This window comes from Gemmatimonadales bacterium (assembly GCA_041390145.1).
Taxonomy (GTDB): domain Bacteria; phylum Gemmatimonadota; class Gemmatimonadetes; order Gemmatimonadales; family GWC2-71-9; genus SPDF01.
Map to the genome: position 1 here is coordinate 42630 of JAWKQM010000006.1, position 17916 is coordinate 60545.

The following is a 17916-nucleotide window of genomic DNA, read 5'->3' on the forward strand; positions in this document are numbered from 1 at the left end:
GGGATGCTCCGAATGCGTTAGCGGTCGGCCTTGAGCGCGGAATCACGTTGGGCTTCCTGCTCCATGACCAGAGTGTAGGCGACATAATACTTGTGGATATTGGACACGTAAGTGACCGTCTCGCGGCCAATTTCCTGGGCGGCCACCAGTTCAACGTTGCCTTGCCACCTGTTGGGGTCGAGCCCTCGCGCGGCCGCCTTCTTCCGCAATCCTGCCACTCGCGCTGGCCCCGCGTTGTACGCCGCAAAGGCGAAGAGCATCCGATTGAAGGCGTCGAGGGAGTCGTCGCTGAAATGGTCGTCGATCAGCTTGCGGACGTACTTGACGCCGGCGTGGATATTCGGCTCGAGCTGGTGCACGTCACCGACGCCGAGCGACCTCCCGGTGGCCGGCATGACCTGCATGACGCCGATCGCCCCCACCTGGCTGTGGGCGTTCTGGTCCAGCCGCGATTCCTGGTATCCCTGCGCCATCATCAGCAGCATGTCGAGGTCGTACTGGGCCCCGTACTTCCGGAAGAGGTCCACTACCTGGTGGAACTTCCGCATCTCCGATTCGGCGGTCGCGTTCGTGACGAACCGGGTGCTCTTGAGGTAGCGGTGGAGCAGGGTGTTACGCGTCGCGGAGCCGGCCGGATAGTCGGCGAGAAACCGGTTGATCTCGGCCTTGAGTTGCGGGCTGTCCTTCCGGATCATCCAGGCGATGTCGGCGCCGGTCTTGACCGTCAGCCCCGGCCGCGGCGTGATGTCCGGGAGGACCTGCTGCCAGAAATTGGCGATCACGTCGTTCATCACCACGAGCTTGACCAGCCCGGCGTTGAGCATCTCGAGGAGGTCCTCATCCTCCAGCGCCTCCGGAGCCGCCCGGAGGCGCACCGGGGGGAGCCCGCGACGCTTGAAGCTCTCGTTGAGGGCTTGGAGGCTCTCGTAGTATGCGGATGAGGGCCGAACGAAGACCTCCTGGCCCGCAAGGTCCTCAATCGAGTCCAGCCGGGGAGAGGCGGGACCGGTCACCACGACCTCGGAGATGCCCGACACGGTCGGCGCCGAGAAATCTGCCACTGCCTGGCGCTCCGGTGTGATCGTCAGCCCAGCCGCGACGATGTCGCCCTGGCCGGCGAGCAGCGCCGGCAGGAGCTCGTCAGGGCGGACAGGGAGGAGCACGACTTGAATCGGGTCCGCCCCGGTCTGGAACTGCTTGTTAAGACTCTGCTGAAAGAGCGCGGCCGCATCCACCGCGAGCCCACGGGGCCGCCCCTCGTCAACGAAGTACTGGGTCCTGCTCGGGACCACGAGCATCCGGATGGCACGTCGGGCCCGCATCGAGTCGAGGTCTCCCAGCCGCGGCTGCGTCAGCGCCACGAGGGCGGAGTCCGTGGGGACTGCGGCCACGGTGGTGTCGGCAGCCTCGGCATCCGGGCGTACGTCCGTGCCGCCGCATCCCCCAACGGAGATCACCGCCGCAACAAGGAGGCAGAAGGGAAGGGGTGTCGACGACAGGCGACGCGGCATGGGACTCACGTTCAGGAGGATGCTGGAGTTTAGCCCGAATCTCCATCGGAGTGAAGCATCGGGCGGTGCCGCGTGGCGCGTGCCCCCCGGTCCCGAATTGGGTAAGTTTGTGCGTGGTGGGCACCTGGCGTCGTCCGCCACGTCTTGGAGACTCGGACCGGGAGAACATCATGGAATACCTCAGCGGTGGGTATGCCGTGGGCTGGGGCACACTGGCCCTGCTCAACGCCGGACTGGCACAGGCCAAGGGGAAGAGCGGTCTCCTCTGGGGGCTGCTGTCGCTCTTCATCGGCCCGTTTGCGACGCTGATCCTCGTCACCATCTACGCGACATCCAAGCCCTGATCGGGAGCTTCGCATGACTGACCACCGGCCGCAGGAGCGACTGGATGGACTGGCCAGCCTGATCGGCAACACGCCCCTGCTCGCCATCGAATTTGAGTATCAGGGTGCGCGGCGGACCGTGCATGCCAAGGCCGAGCACCTCAACCTGTCGGGGAGCATCAAGGATCGGATGGCGATCCACATTCTCCGCCGGGGCTACGCCACGGGGGCGCTGAAGGCCGGCGCCATGATCATCGAGGCCACCAGCGGCAACACCGGAATCGCATTCGCCTCGATCGGTCGCGCGCTTGGGCATCCCGTCACGATCTTCATGCCCGCCTGGATGAGCAGCGAGCGGATCAACCTCATCCGGAGCCTGGGCGCCAGCATCGTGCTGGTCAGTCGCGAGGAAGGGGGCTTTCTCGGCAGCATCGAGATGGCCGAGGAACTGGCGCGGAGAACGCCGGGCGCCTTCCTGCCGAGGCAGTTCTCCAACCGGGATAACTGCGACGCGCACTACCAGACGACTGGTCCGGAAGTCCTGGGACAGTTGGCGGCGTGGGGGCTGGTGCCGGCAGCGTTTGTTGCCGGGGTCGGCACCGGCGGGACCATCATGGGCACCGGCAGCTACCTGCGAGAAAAGGCTCCGGGCATCAAGTTGCATCCGGTCGAACCTTCGAATTCGCCGACGTTGTCCACCGGACACAAGGTCGGACATCATCGCATCCAGGGGATCTCGGACGAGTTCATTCCGGCCATCGTCGAACTCGACACGCTCGATGGAATCCTCGCCATCGACGATGGCGACGCCATCCTGATGGCGCAGAAACTCGCCACGGAGCTGGGGCTCGGCGTCGGCATCTCCTCGGGCGCCAACTTCCTGGCCGCCATCCGGGCCCAGGACGCCATCGGGGTCGACGCCGTTGTGGCCACCGTCTTCGCCGATGACAACAAGAAATATCTGAGCACCGACCTCCTGCGTGAGGAGCCTCGGCGCGACGGGTTCCTGTCGCCCGAGATCGAGCTCCGTGGCCTCTCGGCGCTCCGCCGCACCTGCCAGACCTGCCACTATCCCGACCCGGCCCCCGCGGGCTGGGAATCGATCGGTTCCCGGCCGGCCTCGGCACGGTGAGTTCCGCGCCACGCGCGTTCCCCTCGGGCGGGGGCGGGCCCCTCGTGCTCGTGGGCCGGGCCGCGCTCCGCCTGATGGGATGGCGGATGGTGGGGGCGCTGCCGCTCCTGCCCCGATACATCCTCATCGTGGCTCCCCACACGTCGAACTGGGACTTCTTCGTCGGGCTCGCCGCCAAGTTCGCGCTCGGACTTCACGCCCAGTGGCTGGGAAAGCACAGCCTCTTCCGTGGGCCGATCGGTTGGATGCTCCGCGCCCTCGGGGGGATCCCGGTCGACCGATCCAAGCCCGATGGGGTTATCGAGGGAGTCCTGGCGGGCATGCAGGACGCCCCGACGTTCGTGCTGGCACTCGCGCCCGAGGGCACGCGCAAGTACATCGATCACTGGAAGACCGGGTTCCACCGCATCGCGGTGGCGGCCGCGGTGCCCGTCGTGCCGGTCGCCTTCGACTGGTCGACCCGCACCATCGACCTGACGCAACCGCCGTTCAGCGTGACCGGCGATGCCTCCGCCGACATCGCGCACCTGCGCGCCCTGTATCGCAAGGAGATGGCGCGTCGACCCGAATACTTCGCGGATGTGCGCGACGTGCCGCTTCCCCCTTCCCGTGGGCGGGACCCCGCGTGAGCGGGATGCCGCGGTGGGCGGACGCGCTGCATCGCGCCAACCGGTACGTGAGCACGGACCTCTTCGGGGGACCGCGGGTCGTGAAGCTGGCATGGGTCATCAATGCGCAGAAGCTCGGCTCGCCGCCCTTCGTGGCCTTCCTGATGTGGTGGTACGGCGACTGGTCACTCGTGGCGTGGATCTACCTGGCGCTATACGGCAGCTACGGGGTCTGCTGGTTCCTGAAGGACATGGCCTTTCCAGACGCGAACTGGCAGCGGCGGGTAACCTGGGGCGGGGGAGCGGCAGCGTTCCTGCTGGGGTTGGCACCCTACTGGATCCTCCCCTGGCTGTTGATCTCGGGGCGGGGACATCCGCCGGCATCCACGCCGGTGCTGGCGTTCGCCGTCGTGCTGCACACCCTCGGGCTGTTCTTGATGACGGCCGCCGACGCGCAGAAGACCTTCACGCTGCGCGCTCGGGGCGGGCTCATCACCGACGGGATGTTCCGGCTGGTTCGCCACCCGAATTATCTCGGCGAGATGATGCTCTACGCCGCCTATGCCGTGCTGGTGGGCCACTGGGCCGCATGGGCGATCCTCCTGCTCATCTGGGGCGTGGAGTTCGTGCCGAACATGCTGGCCAAGGAGGCATCATTGTCGCGGTATCCTGAGTGGGCTGACTATCAATCGCGCACCGGCGCGCTGCTGCCGAGGATCTGGAGATGACGACGGAACTCGCGACGTTCGGCGGGGGTTGCTTCTGGTGTCTCGAGGCGGTGTTCGAACAACTGCGTGGTGTGGAGCGTGTGGTGTCCGGCTACGCAGGGGGAACGGTCGATCACCCCACCTACGAACAGGTGTGTGGCGGGAGGACGGGGCACGCCGAGGTGGTGCAGATCACCTTCGATCCGGCGGTCATCACCTACCGTGACCTGCTCGAGATCTTCTTCTCGATGCATGACCCGACCACGCTCAACCGGCAGGGTGCGGACACCGGGACCCAATATCGCTCGATCATCCTCACGCACTCCCCATCGCAGGCTGCCGAGGCGGCGGAGGTCATCCGGCGTCTGGGCGGGGAAGGGCTGTGGCCCGATCCCATCGTGACCCAGGTGGTGCCGCTGACGGTCTTCTACCCGGCGGAAGCCGGGCACCAGGGCTATTACCGCCGGAACGAGGGCCAGCGTTATTGCCAGGTCGTCATCGCGCCCAAGGTCGCGGCGCTGCGGAAGAAGCACCTCGATCGGTTGCGCGGGTGACGCTGGGCGTTGTGGTGGGCCGGGTGGTCCTGCTGGGTGCGCTCCTGGGAGTGACCGTGCCGGTCGCCAGCGCGGCGGCGCAGGGGACGTCGCTGGTGGAGACCGGTCCCCCGGGGGGCCGTCGCATTCCCGGCCCGCAGCCGATCAATCCCGTGCTGCTGGGGCTCGAACCGCCCGCGAATGACTCGGCCCCCGCGGCCGACTCCCTGCCGTGCCCCGATTGTGACCCGCCGAAGGCGTTCTGGATGGGCATGGGGGGCGTGCTGATCGCCCAGACCGTTCCCTTCCTGGTGAGCAACTACGTCACCAAGGAGACGTGGGCCAAGGTCAGCCCACAGACCTGGGCCAACAACTTCAACTATCCCTGGCAGTGGGATGACAACGACTTCCAGAACAACCAGTTCGCGCATCCCTACCAGGGCAACCTCTACTTCAATGCAGGCCGAACCAACGGCTATGACTTCTGGGCGTCCTCGGCGTGGACGCTGGGGGGGAGCCTGACCTGGGAGTACTTCTTCGAGGCATGGGCGCCCGCGCCGAACGACGTGGTCAACACCACCATCGGCGGCATCGTCCTCGGCGAGTCGCTCTACCGCATCTCCCGGCTGGTGCTCGACAACGAGGCCACGGGGAAGGAGCGGGTCTGGCGGGAGATCGGGGCGGCGGTGCTCAACCCGGTTGGGGGCCTCAACCGTCTCCTCCGGGGCGAGACTCACAAGATCACCGCGAATCCTACCAACTGGCATCCGAGCGCCATTCTCGGCGTCCTGGACTTCGGGTACCGCCGGACAACCCAGTCCATCGGCACGGGTGTCATCAAGACAGGGTCCAACCAGTGGAATGTCTCGTTTCTCCTCTCCTACGGCGACCCGGTCAAGGACCTCTCACGGAAGCCCTTTTCCTACTTCGCCATTCGCGCAGACCTCGCGGGACCCGGCAACGAGGGTGTCATCAACCAGGTCAGCGCGCGGGGGAGCCTCGCCGCCTGGCCGTTGGGCGGCAAGGGACGGCACCAGCTCGCGCTGAGCCTGGAGTACGACTACTTCAATAATCCGGCATTCGAGTACAGCGGGCAGAGCGCCCAGCTCGGTGTCGTCAGCAACATCGGCAAGCCGGGACAGACCTGGTGGGGGCAGACCCAGGTGCTCTTTAACGGAGTGCTGCTGGGCGCCGTGCAGTCCGATTACTACGCTTCTGTCGAGGGCAGGGACTATGACTACGGTCCGGGCGTCGGTGGTATCTTCGCCGGCCGGATCCTTTACAAGAACAAGCTCCAGGGCACCGTCGGATACACCGGCCTCTGGATTCACACGATCGAGGGCACCGAGTCGGCCCACTACCAGGACGCCCTTCTGATCGAGGCGCGGTACTGGGCCAGCCGGAAGATAGGCGTCGGGTTGAGTTATATTGGCTACACGAGGCACAGCGACTATGTGGATCAGCCGAATGTCGCCCAATCGGCTCGATTCCTACGGTTCTTCATCACGAAGGCCATACCAGGTCTGCCGCTCCCCTGAAACGGGGAGGCCGGACCGTCCGCCACCCGCTCACCCGGGCACCATCATGCGACGCGCAACCGCCCACCCTGCGACCACCGTCATCCTCGCTGCACTCTTCGCGTGCGCCGTCACCCCGGCACTCGCCCAGGGTCCCCGGCCGACCTCCAGCCTGGCGCTCACGGCGCAGCAGCTGGCGCGGCCCGCGGCGCTGCCGTCCTGGATGCGCCAGGCCGGGGACAGTCCGATGGCGGCGTCGAGTGACACCCTGCGGTGCCCCGACTGCAATCCCCCCAAGCGGTTCTGGGCAGCTGCCGGTGAGTTGATGCTGGTCCAGCTGATCCCGCATTTCTACAATGCGGATGTCCGTGATGCCGTCTGGGCCCAGGTGAGCGCCCAGAGCGTCAAGAACAACCTCACCTACGCCTGGCAGTGGGACGACAACCAGTTCGTGAACAACCAGTTTTCCCATCCCTATCACGGCAGCCTCTACTTCAACTCGGCGCGGACCAACGGCTACAATTTCTGGGAGTCGTTCGCCTGGCCGTTCGTCGGGAGTGCCATGTGGGAGATCGCCGGCGAGGCGTGGGCGCCGGCGCCGAACGACTTCCTAAACACCAGCTTCGGCGGCGTGGTCCTGGGCGAGACGCTCTTCCGGCTCTCCTCCCTGGCGCTGGACAACACCGCGACCGGCAGCGAGCGCACCTTCCGCGAAATCGGGGGTTTCCTCCTCGATCCGCTCCGCGGCTTCAACCGGCTGATCCGCGGGGAAACGCATGGCGTCTCCGCCAATCCGCCGGACTGGCGGCCGAGCAGCATCTTCGGGGTGCTCGACGTCGGGTATCGGCGCACCGCCAACCAGTTTTCGTTCGACAGCGTCAAGACGGGCATCGACCAGTGGGACCTCGGGTTCAAGCTGGCGTATGGCGATGCGGTGACGGACCTCCGGGGCAAGCCGTTCTCCTACTTCGGGGTGGCGGCCGAGGTGGCCGGCCCGCCGCCGGACAGTGCCCGGCGGCTCAACCGGCTCTCCGCCCGCGGCAGCCTCGCGGCCTGGCCACTCGGTTCGTCGGGCCGTCACCAGTTCGCGCTCATGATGGAGTATGACTACTTCAACAATCCCGCCATCGAATACGGGGGGCAGAGCGTGCTGGCGGGAGTGGTCTCGACCTTCGGGGAGAAGGGCAAGAACTTCTGGGCCCAGACCAGCGTGCTGTTCGACGGTGTGGTCATCGGCGCCACGAAGTCGGACTACTATACCACGCTGGAAGGCCGGGACTACGACTACGGACCCGGGCTCGGCGCATCCTTGAGCGGGACGCTCTTCTACAAGCACCACCTCCAGGCAAACCTGTCGTACCTCGGCATCTGGATCCATACCATCGACGGGTCCCAATCCGCCCACTACCAGGATGCGCTCAGCTTCGAGGCCCGTTACTGGATGAACCGGCGCCTCGGGCTCGGGGCCAGCATTACCCGGTACTCACGGACCAGCGACTACACGGGACAGCCCGACGTGTCCCAGGACGCCGGTTTCCTCCGGGCATTCGTCAGCACTGCCATCCCCGGCATTCCGGAATGAACTCGTATCGCCGCAGGAGCCATGACATGATCCGTAACGCGCGCCTCGTGGCCGCCGCCAGCCTGCTGGTCGCCGCGGCGGTCGGCTGCAGCAATCCGAGCGAGACGCTCGGCCCGAATAACAACGTGGCGGTGACGAACCTGGTCGGGCATTTCCAGCTCACCGCCGAGAATATCCAGAACGTCACTACGACCATGACGTATGCCTGGCAGAATCCCGGGATCTACGCCGCCATCCAGCACCTCAGCTTCATGCCGCATGGTACCACCCTGCTGATCATCAAGGATGCGGACGGCACGGAGGTCTACAACGGGAAGCTGCTCTACGAACTCGACGACCGGACGCTGAACGGCACGCCGGGGAAGTGGACGGTGACCTTCAGCCTCGACAAGAGCGTCGGGCAGATCGACGTGATCCTCGACGCGGCGTACCCGCCGGATTGAGGCAGTTCCGGCGGCTCAGCTGCCACCCGGGAAGGCGACGACGCTGGTATACCCCTCCGGGCTCACGCTCGCCACGCCGAAGAACCAGTTGTCCACGACCAAGCCATCGAACCGGTGGCTTGTTGTCATTCCGACGTCCTCCCAGTGGTCCCAGGTCGCGGCGTCGGTCCGTCGCCAGTAGACCCGATACCCCGCCACGGCGGCGGAGTCCGCGGGCGGCTTCCAGCTGAGCGTGGCCGCCGGCTGGACCGCCCCGCGCAATCGGACCTGCCGTGGCGCCTCCGGCGCCCACGAGAGCGAGGCCAGAACGGCGGCGTCCAGCGCCGTGATCCGCCGCGCGTAGTTGAAGTCGATCCCCTCGATCACGTCGCCATAGGCCACGCCGTCCTCCACCCGGATGTCCTGGTGCTGGCGGGTGTAGTTCTCATGGGCCTCCATCAGCCGGACCGCGGGGTAGCCGAGGTCGGCAAAGGGACGGTGATGCCCGCCGCGCCCGAACCGGTCGAGCCGGTAGATCAGCCAGACATCCAGCTCGGGAAGGACCACCCCGGCGGTCGCCTTGATGTAGCGCGCCAGCTGTCGGGACGCGCCGTCCACCTCGCCACCGGTGTACCGGCGGGCGCGTCGGGCGGAATCGGTCTCGATCGGGGAGGTGCCCTCGGAGAAGACACGCACCGTGGTGGTGTCGTGGATCCCGTCGCCACCGTTGACGTTGCCGATCATGTCGTTGTTGATGACCGCGGTCAGGCGCCAGTCGTCCTCCATCGCCTTGGCGGCAAGGGTCTGGCCGCCCAGCAGGCCGTTTTCCTCGCCGGAGAGCGCGGCATAGACGATCGACCCGCGGAACCGATGGCCAGACAGCACCCGGGCTGCTTCCAGCACCGCGGCCACGCCGCTCGCGTTGTCGTTTGCTCCCGGGCTGGAGTCGGTCGCGTTCATGATGTCGGACACCCGGCTGTCGATGTCGCCGCTCAGCAGGACGTACCGGTTGGGGTCGGTCGAACCGCGCTGGATGGCGACGATGTTGACGACGCTGGTTGGTCCCGGCACCCGGGGCAGCCCCGTGAACACCTCCGAGACGTCGATGACCTCCAGGCACCCGCCGCATCCCGCCGAGATGCGCTCGAACTCTGCGCGGACCCAGCGCCGCGCCGCCCCGATGCCGCGGGTGGCCGAGAGCGTGTCGCTCAGCGTGTGACGGGTGCCGAAGCCGACCAGGGTCCGGACCGTGGACTCCAGGCGGGCGCTCGAGACGGCGTCGGCAATCCCGCGCAGCGAAGCTGCGGTCCGGTCTTCGGTGCCCTGGGCGTCGAGGCGAGTGGTCGATACCAAAAGGAGGATCAGGAACAGGGGTGTTCGATGCACGGCGCGCCTCCGATTCGGTCCTTGCCGCCCCGCCTGTGGGGCATGATCTTCCGAAAGGTATCCCTCTCTTCGTTTGCCCTGCACGCTGGAGGACCTCTGTCCCCCCTCCGGATCATCCCGGTCACGGCGCTGCTGGCCGCCGCGGCCTGTTCGCGGCCCATCGCCCCGACAACCTACCGCTGTCCGGGTGGGGAGGAGATCGTCGTCGGGGTGGGCCCCCGGTACGCGGAACTCCACCTGCCACCTGACCGCACCGTACGCCTGTATCCCGTGCGTGCCGCCTCGGGGGTCCGGTACAGCGATGGCCGCTACGCCGTCCACATGAAAGGCGGAGAGGCGCTCCTCGAGCGGAGCGGGACAGTTCTCCTCAGTTCCTGCCGGGTGGCCGGCGCCACTCCCGCGCCTGATTCGGCCGCGAATCCGGCACGGGCCAGGCAAATCGTGGACTCCATCGACCGGGTCACCGCGGAACTCCAGCCGCAAACCCGCCAGATCCAGGTGGAAGCTCGTGGGGCGCCGCCGCGCGTGCTCTCCCTCTGGGCGGATAGCGGGCGCGCCATCAAGCTGGCGGTCTCCGAGCCAGGCGAGCCTGGCGCGACGAATGGCCTGACCGGATACTACTTCATCGACGGACGCCTTGAGGTCGTGCGCGGGCCGGTGTCGCAGTACCTCTTCCGCGACACGACACTCATTCTCTGGACGACCGACTCCACGCAGCACGTGGCGGAGATGCCGCTGCGCGACATGGTGGCCCGCCAGAATTTCGTGCTTGGGGAGGTTCGACAGTACCTGGCGATGTTTGGCATCGAGCAGTAGGAAAGCGGGCCGCAACGTGCCGCTTCGACAGGGGGAGGGACGATGAAAGAGTTCCTTGGGCTTCGGACGGCGGCCTACACCGTGGCACACCTGGCCGCGGCCAAGTCCTGGTACACCAAGGTCCTTGGTTTCGGGCCCTATTTCGATGAGCCGTACTACGTCGGATTCAATGTCGCGGGATACGAACTGGGACTCCTGCCGGAAGAGAATGCGGCGACGGTTCGCACGCCGGCGGGCGTGGCTTACTGGGGCGTGGCGAACGCCGAAGCGGCCTGGGCGCGATTGATCGAACTGGGGGCGGCGCCCTTCGAACCCATCGAGGATCATGGCGTCAAGATCGGCACCGTGCGCGACCCATTCGGCAATATCTTCGGGATCATCGAGAACCCCGCGTTCAAGGCGGAGTCGGACTAGTGCCGGATGAGCCCCAATTCGTGCCACTGACCACCTGGCGGCCGCTCGCACCGGAGGAGATGCAGGGCCGGGGCAGGGAATTCGCCGACGAGCTGGCCCGCCGGCGCACGGTGCGCCAGTTCAGCGACCGCGAGATCCCTGACGGCGTCCTCGAGGACTGCCTGCGGGCGGCCGCGAGCGCGCCGAGCGGCGCCAACCTCCAGCCCTGGCATTTCGTCGTCGTGCGGGATCCCGCGCTCAAGCACCGCATCCGGGAGGCGGCGGAGCGGGAGGAACGGGAGTTCTACGCCACCGCGCCGGCGGAATGGCTCGAGGCGCTCGCGCCGCTGGGGACCGATGACGTGAAGGCTTATCTCGATGTGGCGCCCGCGCTCATTGCCGTCTTCGCCGAGCGCTATGGCGTGCGACCCGACGGAACCCGGGTCACCCACTACTATGTACAGGAGTCGGTGGGAATTGCGATGGGGATCCTCATCGCCGCGCTGCACCATGCGGGGCTCGTCACGCTGACCCACACGCCGAGCCCGATGGGCTTCCTGAACGAAGTGCTGGAGCGGCCGGCCCGGGAAAAGGCCATGCTCCTGCTGGTCGTTGGATTTCCGGCGGCGGACGCCACAGTGCCCGACATTGTCCGGAAGCCGCTCAATCAAGTCACCACGTGGAGGTGAGACCCATGCCGAAACGACTCCAGAGCTACGAGAGCGACGACATCGTGGTCACGTTCGACCCGAATGTGTGCATTCATTCGGGGGAGTGTATTCGGGGGCTTCCGTCGGTGTTCGATGTGAAGCTCAAACGGTGGATTCGGCCGGAAAACGCCCCGGCAGAGCGAGTGGCGGAACAGGTCCGCCGCTGCCCGTCCGGGGCGCTTCAATTCCGGATGAAGACCGAAGACTGACCGCGGGGCCTAGGGCTTCGCGGGCGCCGCCGGGGGCGGCCCACCCTGCATCCGCTGCTGCATCATCTGCTGCATCTGGGCGACGTTCTTGTCGTAGATCGCCTGCTGTTCAGGGGTCAGCACGGCGCGAACTTCCTGGACCGAGGCCATCGAGAGGCTCCGCATCTTGGCGCGGTCGGCGTCGCTGGGCGGCGAACCGGGGGTCATCGCGGGCATCTGGGCCCTGGTCTTCGCGGTGATGGAGTCGACTTTGGCCTGCTGAGCGGCGGTCAGGGTGATTCCCTGGAGTGCCATCGCCTGCATCCGGCCGGCGCCACGCTGTCCCTGGCCTCCGGGGGGCGGGGTCGTGGGAGTCTGGGCTGAGAGAGTGGTGGCTGCGGCAAGTCCTAGGGCCAGGACTCCTGCCGAGGCGAGTATTCTGAAACGCATGGTGCCTCCGTGATCGGGTGAGTGACATGCTGATTACGCGCGAGCCGGGTAAACCGCTGCGGGTGTGAGCCATGGTGGTCTTGGAGGGGCGGCTGGCCGCTCATCTATGTGATAAATCACTTTATGTTACATATGTTAAGTATCTCATATACATAGCTTTGGAGTCTTTGTATACATGACTGATTCGGCAGGTGGTTCGCGACGCGTAAGACCGGTGACTGTGCTGGTCTGGGTGGTGATTGCGTTGCTTGCCGGCGCTGTGGGCGGCCTGGCAGCGGCCCCGGGTGAGTGGTACGCCTCCCTGAACAAGCCGGCATGGAATCCCCCTTCCTGGGTCTTCGGGCCGGTGTGGACAACTCTGTATGTCCTCATGGGCGTTTCCGCCGCCACCGTGTGGGAAGGCCGCGGAACCCGGTCCGGAAGGGTCGGGTTCTCCCTGTTTGGTCTGCAGCTCGCACTGAATGCCCTCTGGTCGTGGCTCTTCTTTCACTGGCATCGGCCCGACCTCGCACTGGCCGATCTCGTCGTCCTCTGGGCCGCCATCCTCGGGACGATCATCGCCTTTCGACGGATTCGGCCGGTGGCCGGGTGGCTCCTGGTTCCCTATCTCGCCTGGGTCTCGTTTGCCGGGGTTCTCAATGCGTCGATTGTGCGGCGCAACCCACTGGACGCACGGCTCAGCGTCGCTGGCCCTCCGTCGCCCGGGGTCGCCGTGGCCGACTGTGCCCCCTGGGACGGTTCCGCCACGTCGATCTTCCTGTCGAACTCCCCCGACGAGCGACTTCCCCCTCCGCTTCCCTACCTGCAGTTGATCCTTTACGAACCCGGGCCACAGCTCTCGGCCCGCCGGATCGAGCTCGGGCGCATGGAGGATGGCTCCGGGATCGCCCTGCGGTGTCAATCCGGCGGCGGCTGTGCCACGTCCAACCGGGGGACGGTGCAGTTCGACCTCCCCGAGCCTGACGGGTCCCTCGCCGGGGCGTACACCGTCATCTTCGCCGGCGACACGGTCGCCGGGTCCTTCCGCGCGCGGTGGTCCCCGCGGGCGGCCATCTGCGGATGAGGATCTCGATGAACTCTCCGAAGCAGTACTGGCTGTGGACTGCGCTCCCGTGCCTCCTGATCAGTGCACTCGCGACGGCGCCGCTGGCGGCCCAGGCCTACCCCTACCGCACCGGCACCTGGACGGCGGACTCGTTCGGAAACCACCGCGCGGTGGTGTCCGTAACGGCGCCCGCCCCCGCCGTCTGGGCACACCTCCCCTGGCGTCGTCCCGACCGCAACCCGGCCCAGAAGGACATCTGGGTCGTTGATGCGCAGACCGGCCAGCGGGTCATGAACGTGTTCCGCGGGCCGATCAACCGCGAGGCGGGCAATATCGTGTTCGAGCCGACCAGCGGACCGGGGGAGTACTACGTCTACTACCTCCGCTATACCGGAACCGTCGCCTCGAGCTACCCCAAGCTTACCTATCCGGGCCCCGATTCGACGGCCTCCGCCACATGGCTTGGCCTCTTCGATGCCGGGGGCATGAGCCGCCTGCCAGAGGCTCGGCTCATTGCCTTCGAGGCGGCGGACACCCTCGATTCGTTCTACCCGATGCAGGTGATCGCGACCACCACCGAGACCTCACAGGTGCTGGCGCGCTCGCCCGACACGCCTTTTCTCGTCTTTCCCGAGGACCGCACCCACCCTATCGTCATGCCTGGCGACCTGCCGCAGCGCTGGGTGGACCGGACCGGCCCGCCGGCCTTTGCCGGCAGCGCCTTTCGCGGCGAGTTCTACGCCTTTCAGCTTGGTGTGTGGGCGGCGCGGGGGGCACTGACCGATGTGCGCGTGGAGTTTGCTCCGCTGTCGGGAGCCGCCGGCAGTATCCCCGCCTCCGCCCTCCGGTGCTTCAACCAGGGGGGCGTCGATTGGCAGGGGCGGAACTTCACCACCACTGTCGACATTCCCCTCGGTCACATTCAACCGATCTGGTGCGGCGTCCAGGTGCCCGTCGACGCCCGTCCCGGCGAGTATCGCGGCACCGTCACGGTCTCCGCCGCCGGCGTCGCGTCGCTTCCGGTGGCGGTGACAATGGCCGTCTCGCCGGACACCATCCGCAATGCCGGCGCGGATGAACCCTGGCGACTCGCGCGCCTCGCGTGGCTCGACTCCCGCCTTGAGGAAGACCACGGCATCGTCCCACCCTACACCCCCGTTTCCCGCCGAGGCGACACCCTCGGCGTCCTCGGGCGCAAGATGGTCGTCGGCAGGAACGGGCTCCCGACGTCCATCCGGAGCTTCTTCACCATCGAGATGACCTCGATCGGCGAGGCACCGAGAGAGGTCCTCGCCGCACCGGTCCAGCTGGCGGCCACTGGCGCTGACGGCCGAGAACTGGCCTGGACTTCGTCGGGGATGCGGGTGCTCGAGCACGATACTGGCTTGATTCGCTGGGAGTCCTCCTCCGCCGCGGGCGCGCTCCGCATGCAGGTGACCGGCAGTCTGGAGTTCGACGGCAACGCAGAATTCTCCGTGGCGATTGCCGCCGATTCCGCCCTGGCGCTGCGTGACATTCGCCTGGAAATCCCACTGCGTCCCGAGGCAGCGCGATACATGATGGGGCTCGGCTACAAGGGTGGCGCGCGCCCCGACTCCCTCGACTGGACCTGGGAGGTCAAGCACAACCAGGACGGCGCCTGGCTGGGCGACGTGAACGCCGGCGTCCAGTTCAGCCTCAAGGATGACAAGTACAGCCGGCCGCTCAACACCAACTTCTACCTGTCCAAACCGCTGGTGATGCCCGCGTCCTGGGCGAACGCAGGGCAGGGGGGCTGCCGACTCCGCGCGCGGCGGGAGGTCTACTCCGTCGTCTGCTACAGCGGCCCCCGGACCATGGCCGCCGGCGAGGTCCAGCACTACGACTTCCGCCTCTTGCTGACACCCTTCCATCCGATCGACCCGACGGCGCAGTGGGCCACCCGATATTTCCATTCGTATGTGCCGCTCGACTCCATCGCCAAGATGGGGGCCAATACCGTCAACGTGCACCACGCGACGGCCATCAATCCCTTCATCAACTATCCCTTCCTCCGCCCCGATGCGATGAAGGCCTACGTGGACAGCGCCCACGCCATGGGGATGCGGGTGAAGATTTACTACACCGTCCGCGAACTGACGAATCACGCCCCGGAAATCCCCGCGCTCCGGAGCCTCGGCACGGAAGTCATCGCCCCCGGTCCCGGCGGCGGGGCGTCCTGGCTGCAGGAACACCTCGACGGGAACTACATCGGCGGCTGGTATGTGCCGCGGATTCGGGATGCCGCCGTCGTCAACACCGGGATCTCCCGGTGGCACAACTTCTATGTGGAGGGACTGGACTGGCTGGTGGAGAACATCGGGATCGACGGGCTGTACATCGACGATGTCGCCTTTGACCGGAGCATCATGGTCCGGGTGCGGAAGGCGTTGACCCGCGGCCGGCCGGCGCCGCTGATCGACCTCCATTCGGCCAATCAGTACAACCCGCGCGACGGCTTCGCGAGCAGCGCCAATCTCTACCTTGAGCACTTCCCCTTCATCGACCGGCTCTGGTTCGGCGAGTACTTCGATTACGATTCCTCGCCGGCCTACTGGCTCGTCGAAATGTCCGGCATTCCCTACGGCCTCATGGGCGAGATGCTCGAGGGCGGGGGCAACCCCTGGCGCGGGATGCTCTTCGGCATGACCAACCGGCTCCCCTGGTCGGGAGATCCGCGCGAACTCTGGAACTTCTGGGACACCTACCGGATCCAGGACACCCGGATGATCGGCTGGTGGGTGCCTGGTTCGCCGGTGCGCACAGGCCGGCCCGATGTGCTCGCGACGGTCTACCAGGGGGAGGGGCGCAGCATCGTGGCCGTGGCGAGTTGGGCGTCCGATACCGCGCGGGTTCGCCTCGCGGTCGACTGGACCCGCCTCGGCCTCGACCCGGCCACCGCGCGTATCGTCGCGCCCGAGGTGCCTGGCTACCAGCCCGCCGCTGCGTTCGGGCCCTATGATCCCATCCCGGTTGCGCCGGGACGGGGGTGGCTGCTCCTTTTCGAGTCGGTCCCGGCGAAGCCGGGATCCTGACCACACTCTGACTGCGAGGATCGATCCATGACGACCATGCGTGAACGCCTGCGCGAGATGCTGGAAAAGCTCGAGCAGGAACGCGACGAACTGAAGGTGCGTGCGCACCTTGGCAAGGCCGAGGCGAAGGAGGAGTGGGAGAAGATGGAGGGACGGATCGCCGAATTGCGTAGCCGCCTCGACAAGGCGGGCGACGAAGCCGGCGACGTGATGGAGGATGTCGGCGCCGCCGCGAAACTGCTCGGTGAGGAAATCCGCGAGGGCTTTGCACGCATCAGAAAGTCCCTGTGAAGGCAGGGCAGCGGGCGTCCGCCGATCCGCACCGGCTCGAACATCGGGTGCGGATCGCTGCGCCGCGGGATCGGGTCTGGCGGCTGGTGGAGGAGCCGGAGGCCCTGATGCAGTGGGTCCACGGCCTCCGGAGTGTGACGGCAGCGGGGGGTGGGCCGGGCGGGTTCGCCCTTGGCGCCACCTTCGTTCAGCGGGTGAAGATCGGTCTCGTCCCGTCGGCATGCAAAGGCGAGGTAACGGCGTTCGAGGCCCCGTCCCGGCTGGCGGTGGTGGTGCACCACTCGCTGTTTCAGCTTGATATCGGGTATGACTTCGCCGCCGACGGTGGCCGCGCCACCAAGGTGGTCTGCCAGGCGTCGGTGCACGGCCTGGCGCTCGGCACGGTGATTCCGCGGCGGAAGGTGGAGGCGGTCACCTCGGAACTGCTCGAGGAGCATCTCTCCGCGCTGAGGGCGCTGGCCGAGCGCGGGTGAATCCGTTAGAATCCGGAATCTATCTTCCACATGGGGAACGCTATGCCAGTCACGACCTTTGGGCCGATCGTTGTGGCCGTCGCCGTCTGGTGCTTCGGATTGCTGCTGTTCAGGGGGATGGTGTTCGAGTGGCATCGCCGAGAGGCTGAGAGCCGCGAGCCCACTCGCTAAGCCCCGGTCTTCGCCGAAATGAGGTTGTCATGAGAGTGTCCCGAATCGTCCCCGTATTCATCGCGCTGTTCGCCGTCGTGGCGCTTGGCGCCGCCGCCAATAGGCCGGCGCCCGCGAGGTTGGGAGACGCCAGTTCGGTCATCACGGTGTACAAGTCCCCCTCCTGCGGCTGCTGCGGTGCGTGGGTGGACTACCTGCGGGCAAATGGCTTTGAGGTCAAGACCGTCGATCTCGACGATCTCAGCGAGATCAAGACCATGTCGGGTGTGCCCCGGCCGATCCAGACCTGTCACACGGCGGTGGTGGGTGGGTACGTCATCGAGGGCCATGTCCCGGTCGATGCCATCGCCAAAATGCTCAAGGAACAGCCGAACATCGCCGGGATCGGCGTGGCCGGCATGCCGATCGGTTCTCCCGGCATGGAAGTGCCGGGCACTCCCGCGCAGCACTACGACGTGTTGTCGTGGGACAAGACCGGCAAGACGAGCGTGTACGCCAAGAAGTAGTCCCGCCTCGGCGCCGGCGGACAGGCTGGAGCTGTCGGCGCCGCAGGAAACCCCCTCTGTACCGGGCGCGTAGGGCAGGGAGTCCCGTTTTCCACTCCC

The 17916-nt window shown here is 66.7% G+C and carries 20 protein-coding genes; 17 read left to right on the forward strand and 3 right to left on the reverse strand.

Annotated elements, in window-relative coordinates; translation table 11 throughout:
• Positions 1 to 17 precede the first annotated feature (17 nt).
• A complete protein-coding gene (locus R2910_06305) occupies positions 18 to 1511 on the reverse strand; it encodes a transporter substrate-binding domain-containing protein (GenBank protein ID MEZ4412576.1) in 1494 nt (497 codons plus the stop codon).
• A gap of 170 nt (positions 1512 to 1681) precedes the next feature.
• On the opposite strand from R2910_06305, the gene R2910_06310 reads away from it, so the two are divergent.
• The 8 genes from R2910_06310 to R2910_06345 are packed head-to-tail and all read left to right on the forward strand — an operon-like array spanning position 1682 to position 8356.
• The gene (locus R2910_06310; protein ID MEZ4412577.1) at positions 1682 to 1855 is read left to right on the forward strand and encodes a hypothetical protein; all 174 of its coding nucleotides are present in this window, start codon (positions 1682 to 1684) and stop codon (positions 1853 to 1855) included.
• 13 nt (positions 1856 to 1868) lie between these two features.
• A complete protein-coding gene (locus R2910_06315) occupies positions 1869 to 2966 on the forward strand; it encodes a cysteine synthase family protein (protein MEZ4412578.1) in 1098 nt (365 codons plus the stop codon).
• Entirely contained in the window at positions 2963 to 3595 is a 633-nt protein-coding gene (locus R2910_06320; protein ID MEZ4412579.1) for a 1-acyl-sn-glycerol-3-phosphate acyltransferase, read from the forward strand. Before R2910_06315 ends, R2910_06320 begins: the two co-directional genes overlap by 4 nt.
• Before the next feature lie 5 nt (positions 3596 to 3600).
• The gene (locus R2910_06325; GenBank protein MEZ4412580.1) at positions 3601 to 4302 is read left to right on the forward strand and encodes a DUF1295 domain-containing protein; all 702 of its coding nucleotides are present in this window, start codon (positions 3601 to 3603) and stop codon (positions 4300 to 4302) included.
• The gene (gene msrA, locus R2910_06330; protein MEZ4412581.1) at positions 4299 to 4835 is read left to right on the forward strand and encodes a peptide-methionine (S)-S-oxide reductase MsrA; all 537 of its coding nucleotides are present in this window, start codon (positions 4299 to 4301) and stop codon (positions 4833 to 4835) included. The genes R2910_06325 and msrA overlap by 4 nt, the downstream gene beginning before the upstream one ends.
• Positions 4832 to 6352 carry a DUF3943 domain-containing protein gene (locus R2910_06335; GenBank protein ID MEZ4412582.1) on the forward strand — a complete coding sequence of 507 codons (1521 nt, stop codon included), beginning with the start codon at positions 4832 to 4834 and terminating at the stop codon, positions 6350 to 6352. The genes msrA and R2910_06335 overlap by 4 nt, the downstream gene beginning before the upstream one ends.
• Positions 6353 to 6398: 46 nt before the next feature.
• On the forward strand, positions 6399 to 7913 hold the full coding sequence (locus tag R2910_06340; GenBank protein ID MEZ4412583.1) for a DUF3943 domain-containing protein: 1515 nt from the start codon (positions 6399 to 6401) through the stop codon (positions 7911 to 7913).
• Positions 7914 to 7939: 26 nt separating this feature from the next.
• Positions 7940 to 8356, forward strand: coding sequence for a hypothetical protein (locus R2910_06345; protein ID MEZ4412584.1), 417 nt, complete (start codon positions 7940 to 7942; stop codon positions 8354 to 8356).
• Positions 8357 to 8371: 15 nt separating this feature from the next.
• On the opposite strand, the gene R2910_06350 is transcribed toward R2910_06345, so the two are convergent.
• On the reverse strand, positions 8372 to 9721 hold the full coding sequence (locus R2910_06350; GenBank protein MEZ4412585.1) for a M28 family metallopeptidase: 1350 nt from the start codon (positions 9719 to 9721) through the stop codon (positions 8372 to 8374).
• Between the two features lie 42 nt (positions 9722 to 9763).
• Between R2910_06350 and R2910_06355 the strand changes: the two genes are divergently transcribed.
• Genes R2910_06355 through R2910_06370 form a run of 4 tightly spaced genes read left to right on the forward strand, consistent with a single transcriptional unit; the run spans position 9764 to position 11849 of the window.
• Positions 9764 to 10537, forward strand: coding sequence for an MliC family protein (locus tag R2910_06355; GenBank protein MEZ4412586.1), 774 nt, complete (start codon positions 9764 to 9766; stop codon positions 10535 to 10537).
• Between the two features lie 42 nt (positions 10538 to 10579).
• Complete coding sequence (locus tag R2910_06360) at positions 10580 to 10951, forward strand: VOC family protein (protein ID MEZ4412587.1); 372 nt, start codon at positions 10580 to 10582, stop codon at positions 10949 to 10951.
• A 20-nt stretch (positions 10952 to 10971) separates the two neighbouring features.
• The gene (locus R2910_06365; GenBank protein ID MEZ4412588.1) at positions 10972 to 11619 is read left to right on the forward strand and encodes a nitroreductase family protein; all 648 of its coding nucleotides are present in this window, start codon (positions 10972 to 10974) and stop codon (positions 11617 to 11619) included.
• 5 nt (positions 11620 to 11624) lie between these two features.
• Positions 11625 to 11849, forward strand: coding sequence for a (4Fe-4S)-binding protein (locus R2910_06370; GenBank protein ID MEZ4412589.1), 225 nt, complete (start codon positions 11625 to 11627; stop codon positions 11847 to 11849).
• A 9-nt stretch (positions 11850 to 11858) separates the two neighbouring features.
• Here R2910_06370 and R2910_06375 read toward each other — a convergent pair whose 3' ends face one another.
• Complete coding sequence (locus R2910_06375; GenBank protein ID MEZ4412590.1) at positions 11859 to 12143, reverse strand: hypothetical protein; 285 nt, start codon at positions 12141 to 12143, stop codon at positions 11859 to 11861.
• Between the two features lie 349 nt (positions 12144 to 12492).
• On the opposite strand from R2910_06375, the gene R2910_06380 reads away from it, so the two are divergent.
• The 5 genes from R2910_06380 (at position 12493) to R2910_06400 (ending at position 17817) form a co-directional block, all read left to right on the forward strand.
• Complete coding sequence (locus R2910_06380) at positions 12493 to 13341, forward strand: TspO/MBR family protein (GenBank protein MEZ4412591.1); 849 nt, start codon at positions 12493 to 12495, stop codon at positions 13339 to 13341.
• 8 nt (positions 13342 to 13349) lie between these two features.
• Positions 13350 to 16376 carry a DUF6067 family protein gene (locus R2910_06385; GenBank protein ID MEZ4412592.1) on the forward strand — a complete coding sequence of 1009 codons (3027 nt, stop codon included), beginning with the start codon at positions 13350 to 13352 and terminating at the stop codon, positions 16374 to 16376.
• Between the two features lie 27 nt (positions 16377 to 16403).
• On the forward strand, positions 16404 to 16667 hold the full coding sequence (locus R2910_06390) for a hypothetical protein (GenBank protein MEZ4412593.1): 264 nt from the start codon (positions 16404 to 16406) through the stop codon (positions 16665 to 16667).
• Complete coding sequence (locus R2910_06395; protein ID MEZ4412594.1) at positions 16664 to 17140, forward strand: SRPBCC family protein; 477 nt, start codon at positions 16664 to 16666, stop codon at positions 17138 to 17140. Before R2910_06390 ends, R2910_06395 begins: the two co-directional genes overlap by 4 nt.
• 200 nt (positions 17141 to 17340) lie before the next feature.
• Positions 17341 to 17817: a DUF411 domain-containing protein gene (locus R2910_06400; protein MEZ4412595.1), complete on the forward strand. Its 477-nt coding sequence runs from the start codon at positions 17341 to 17343 to the stop codon at positions 17815 to 17817.
• The last annotated feature ends 99 nt before the right edge of the window (positions 17818 to 17916 follow it).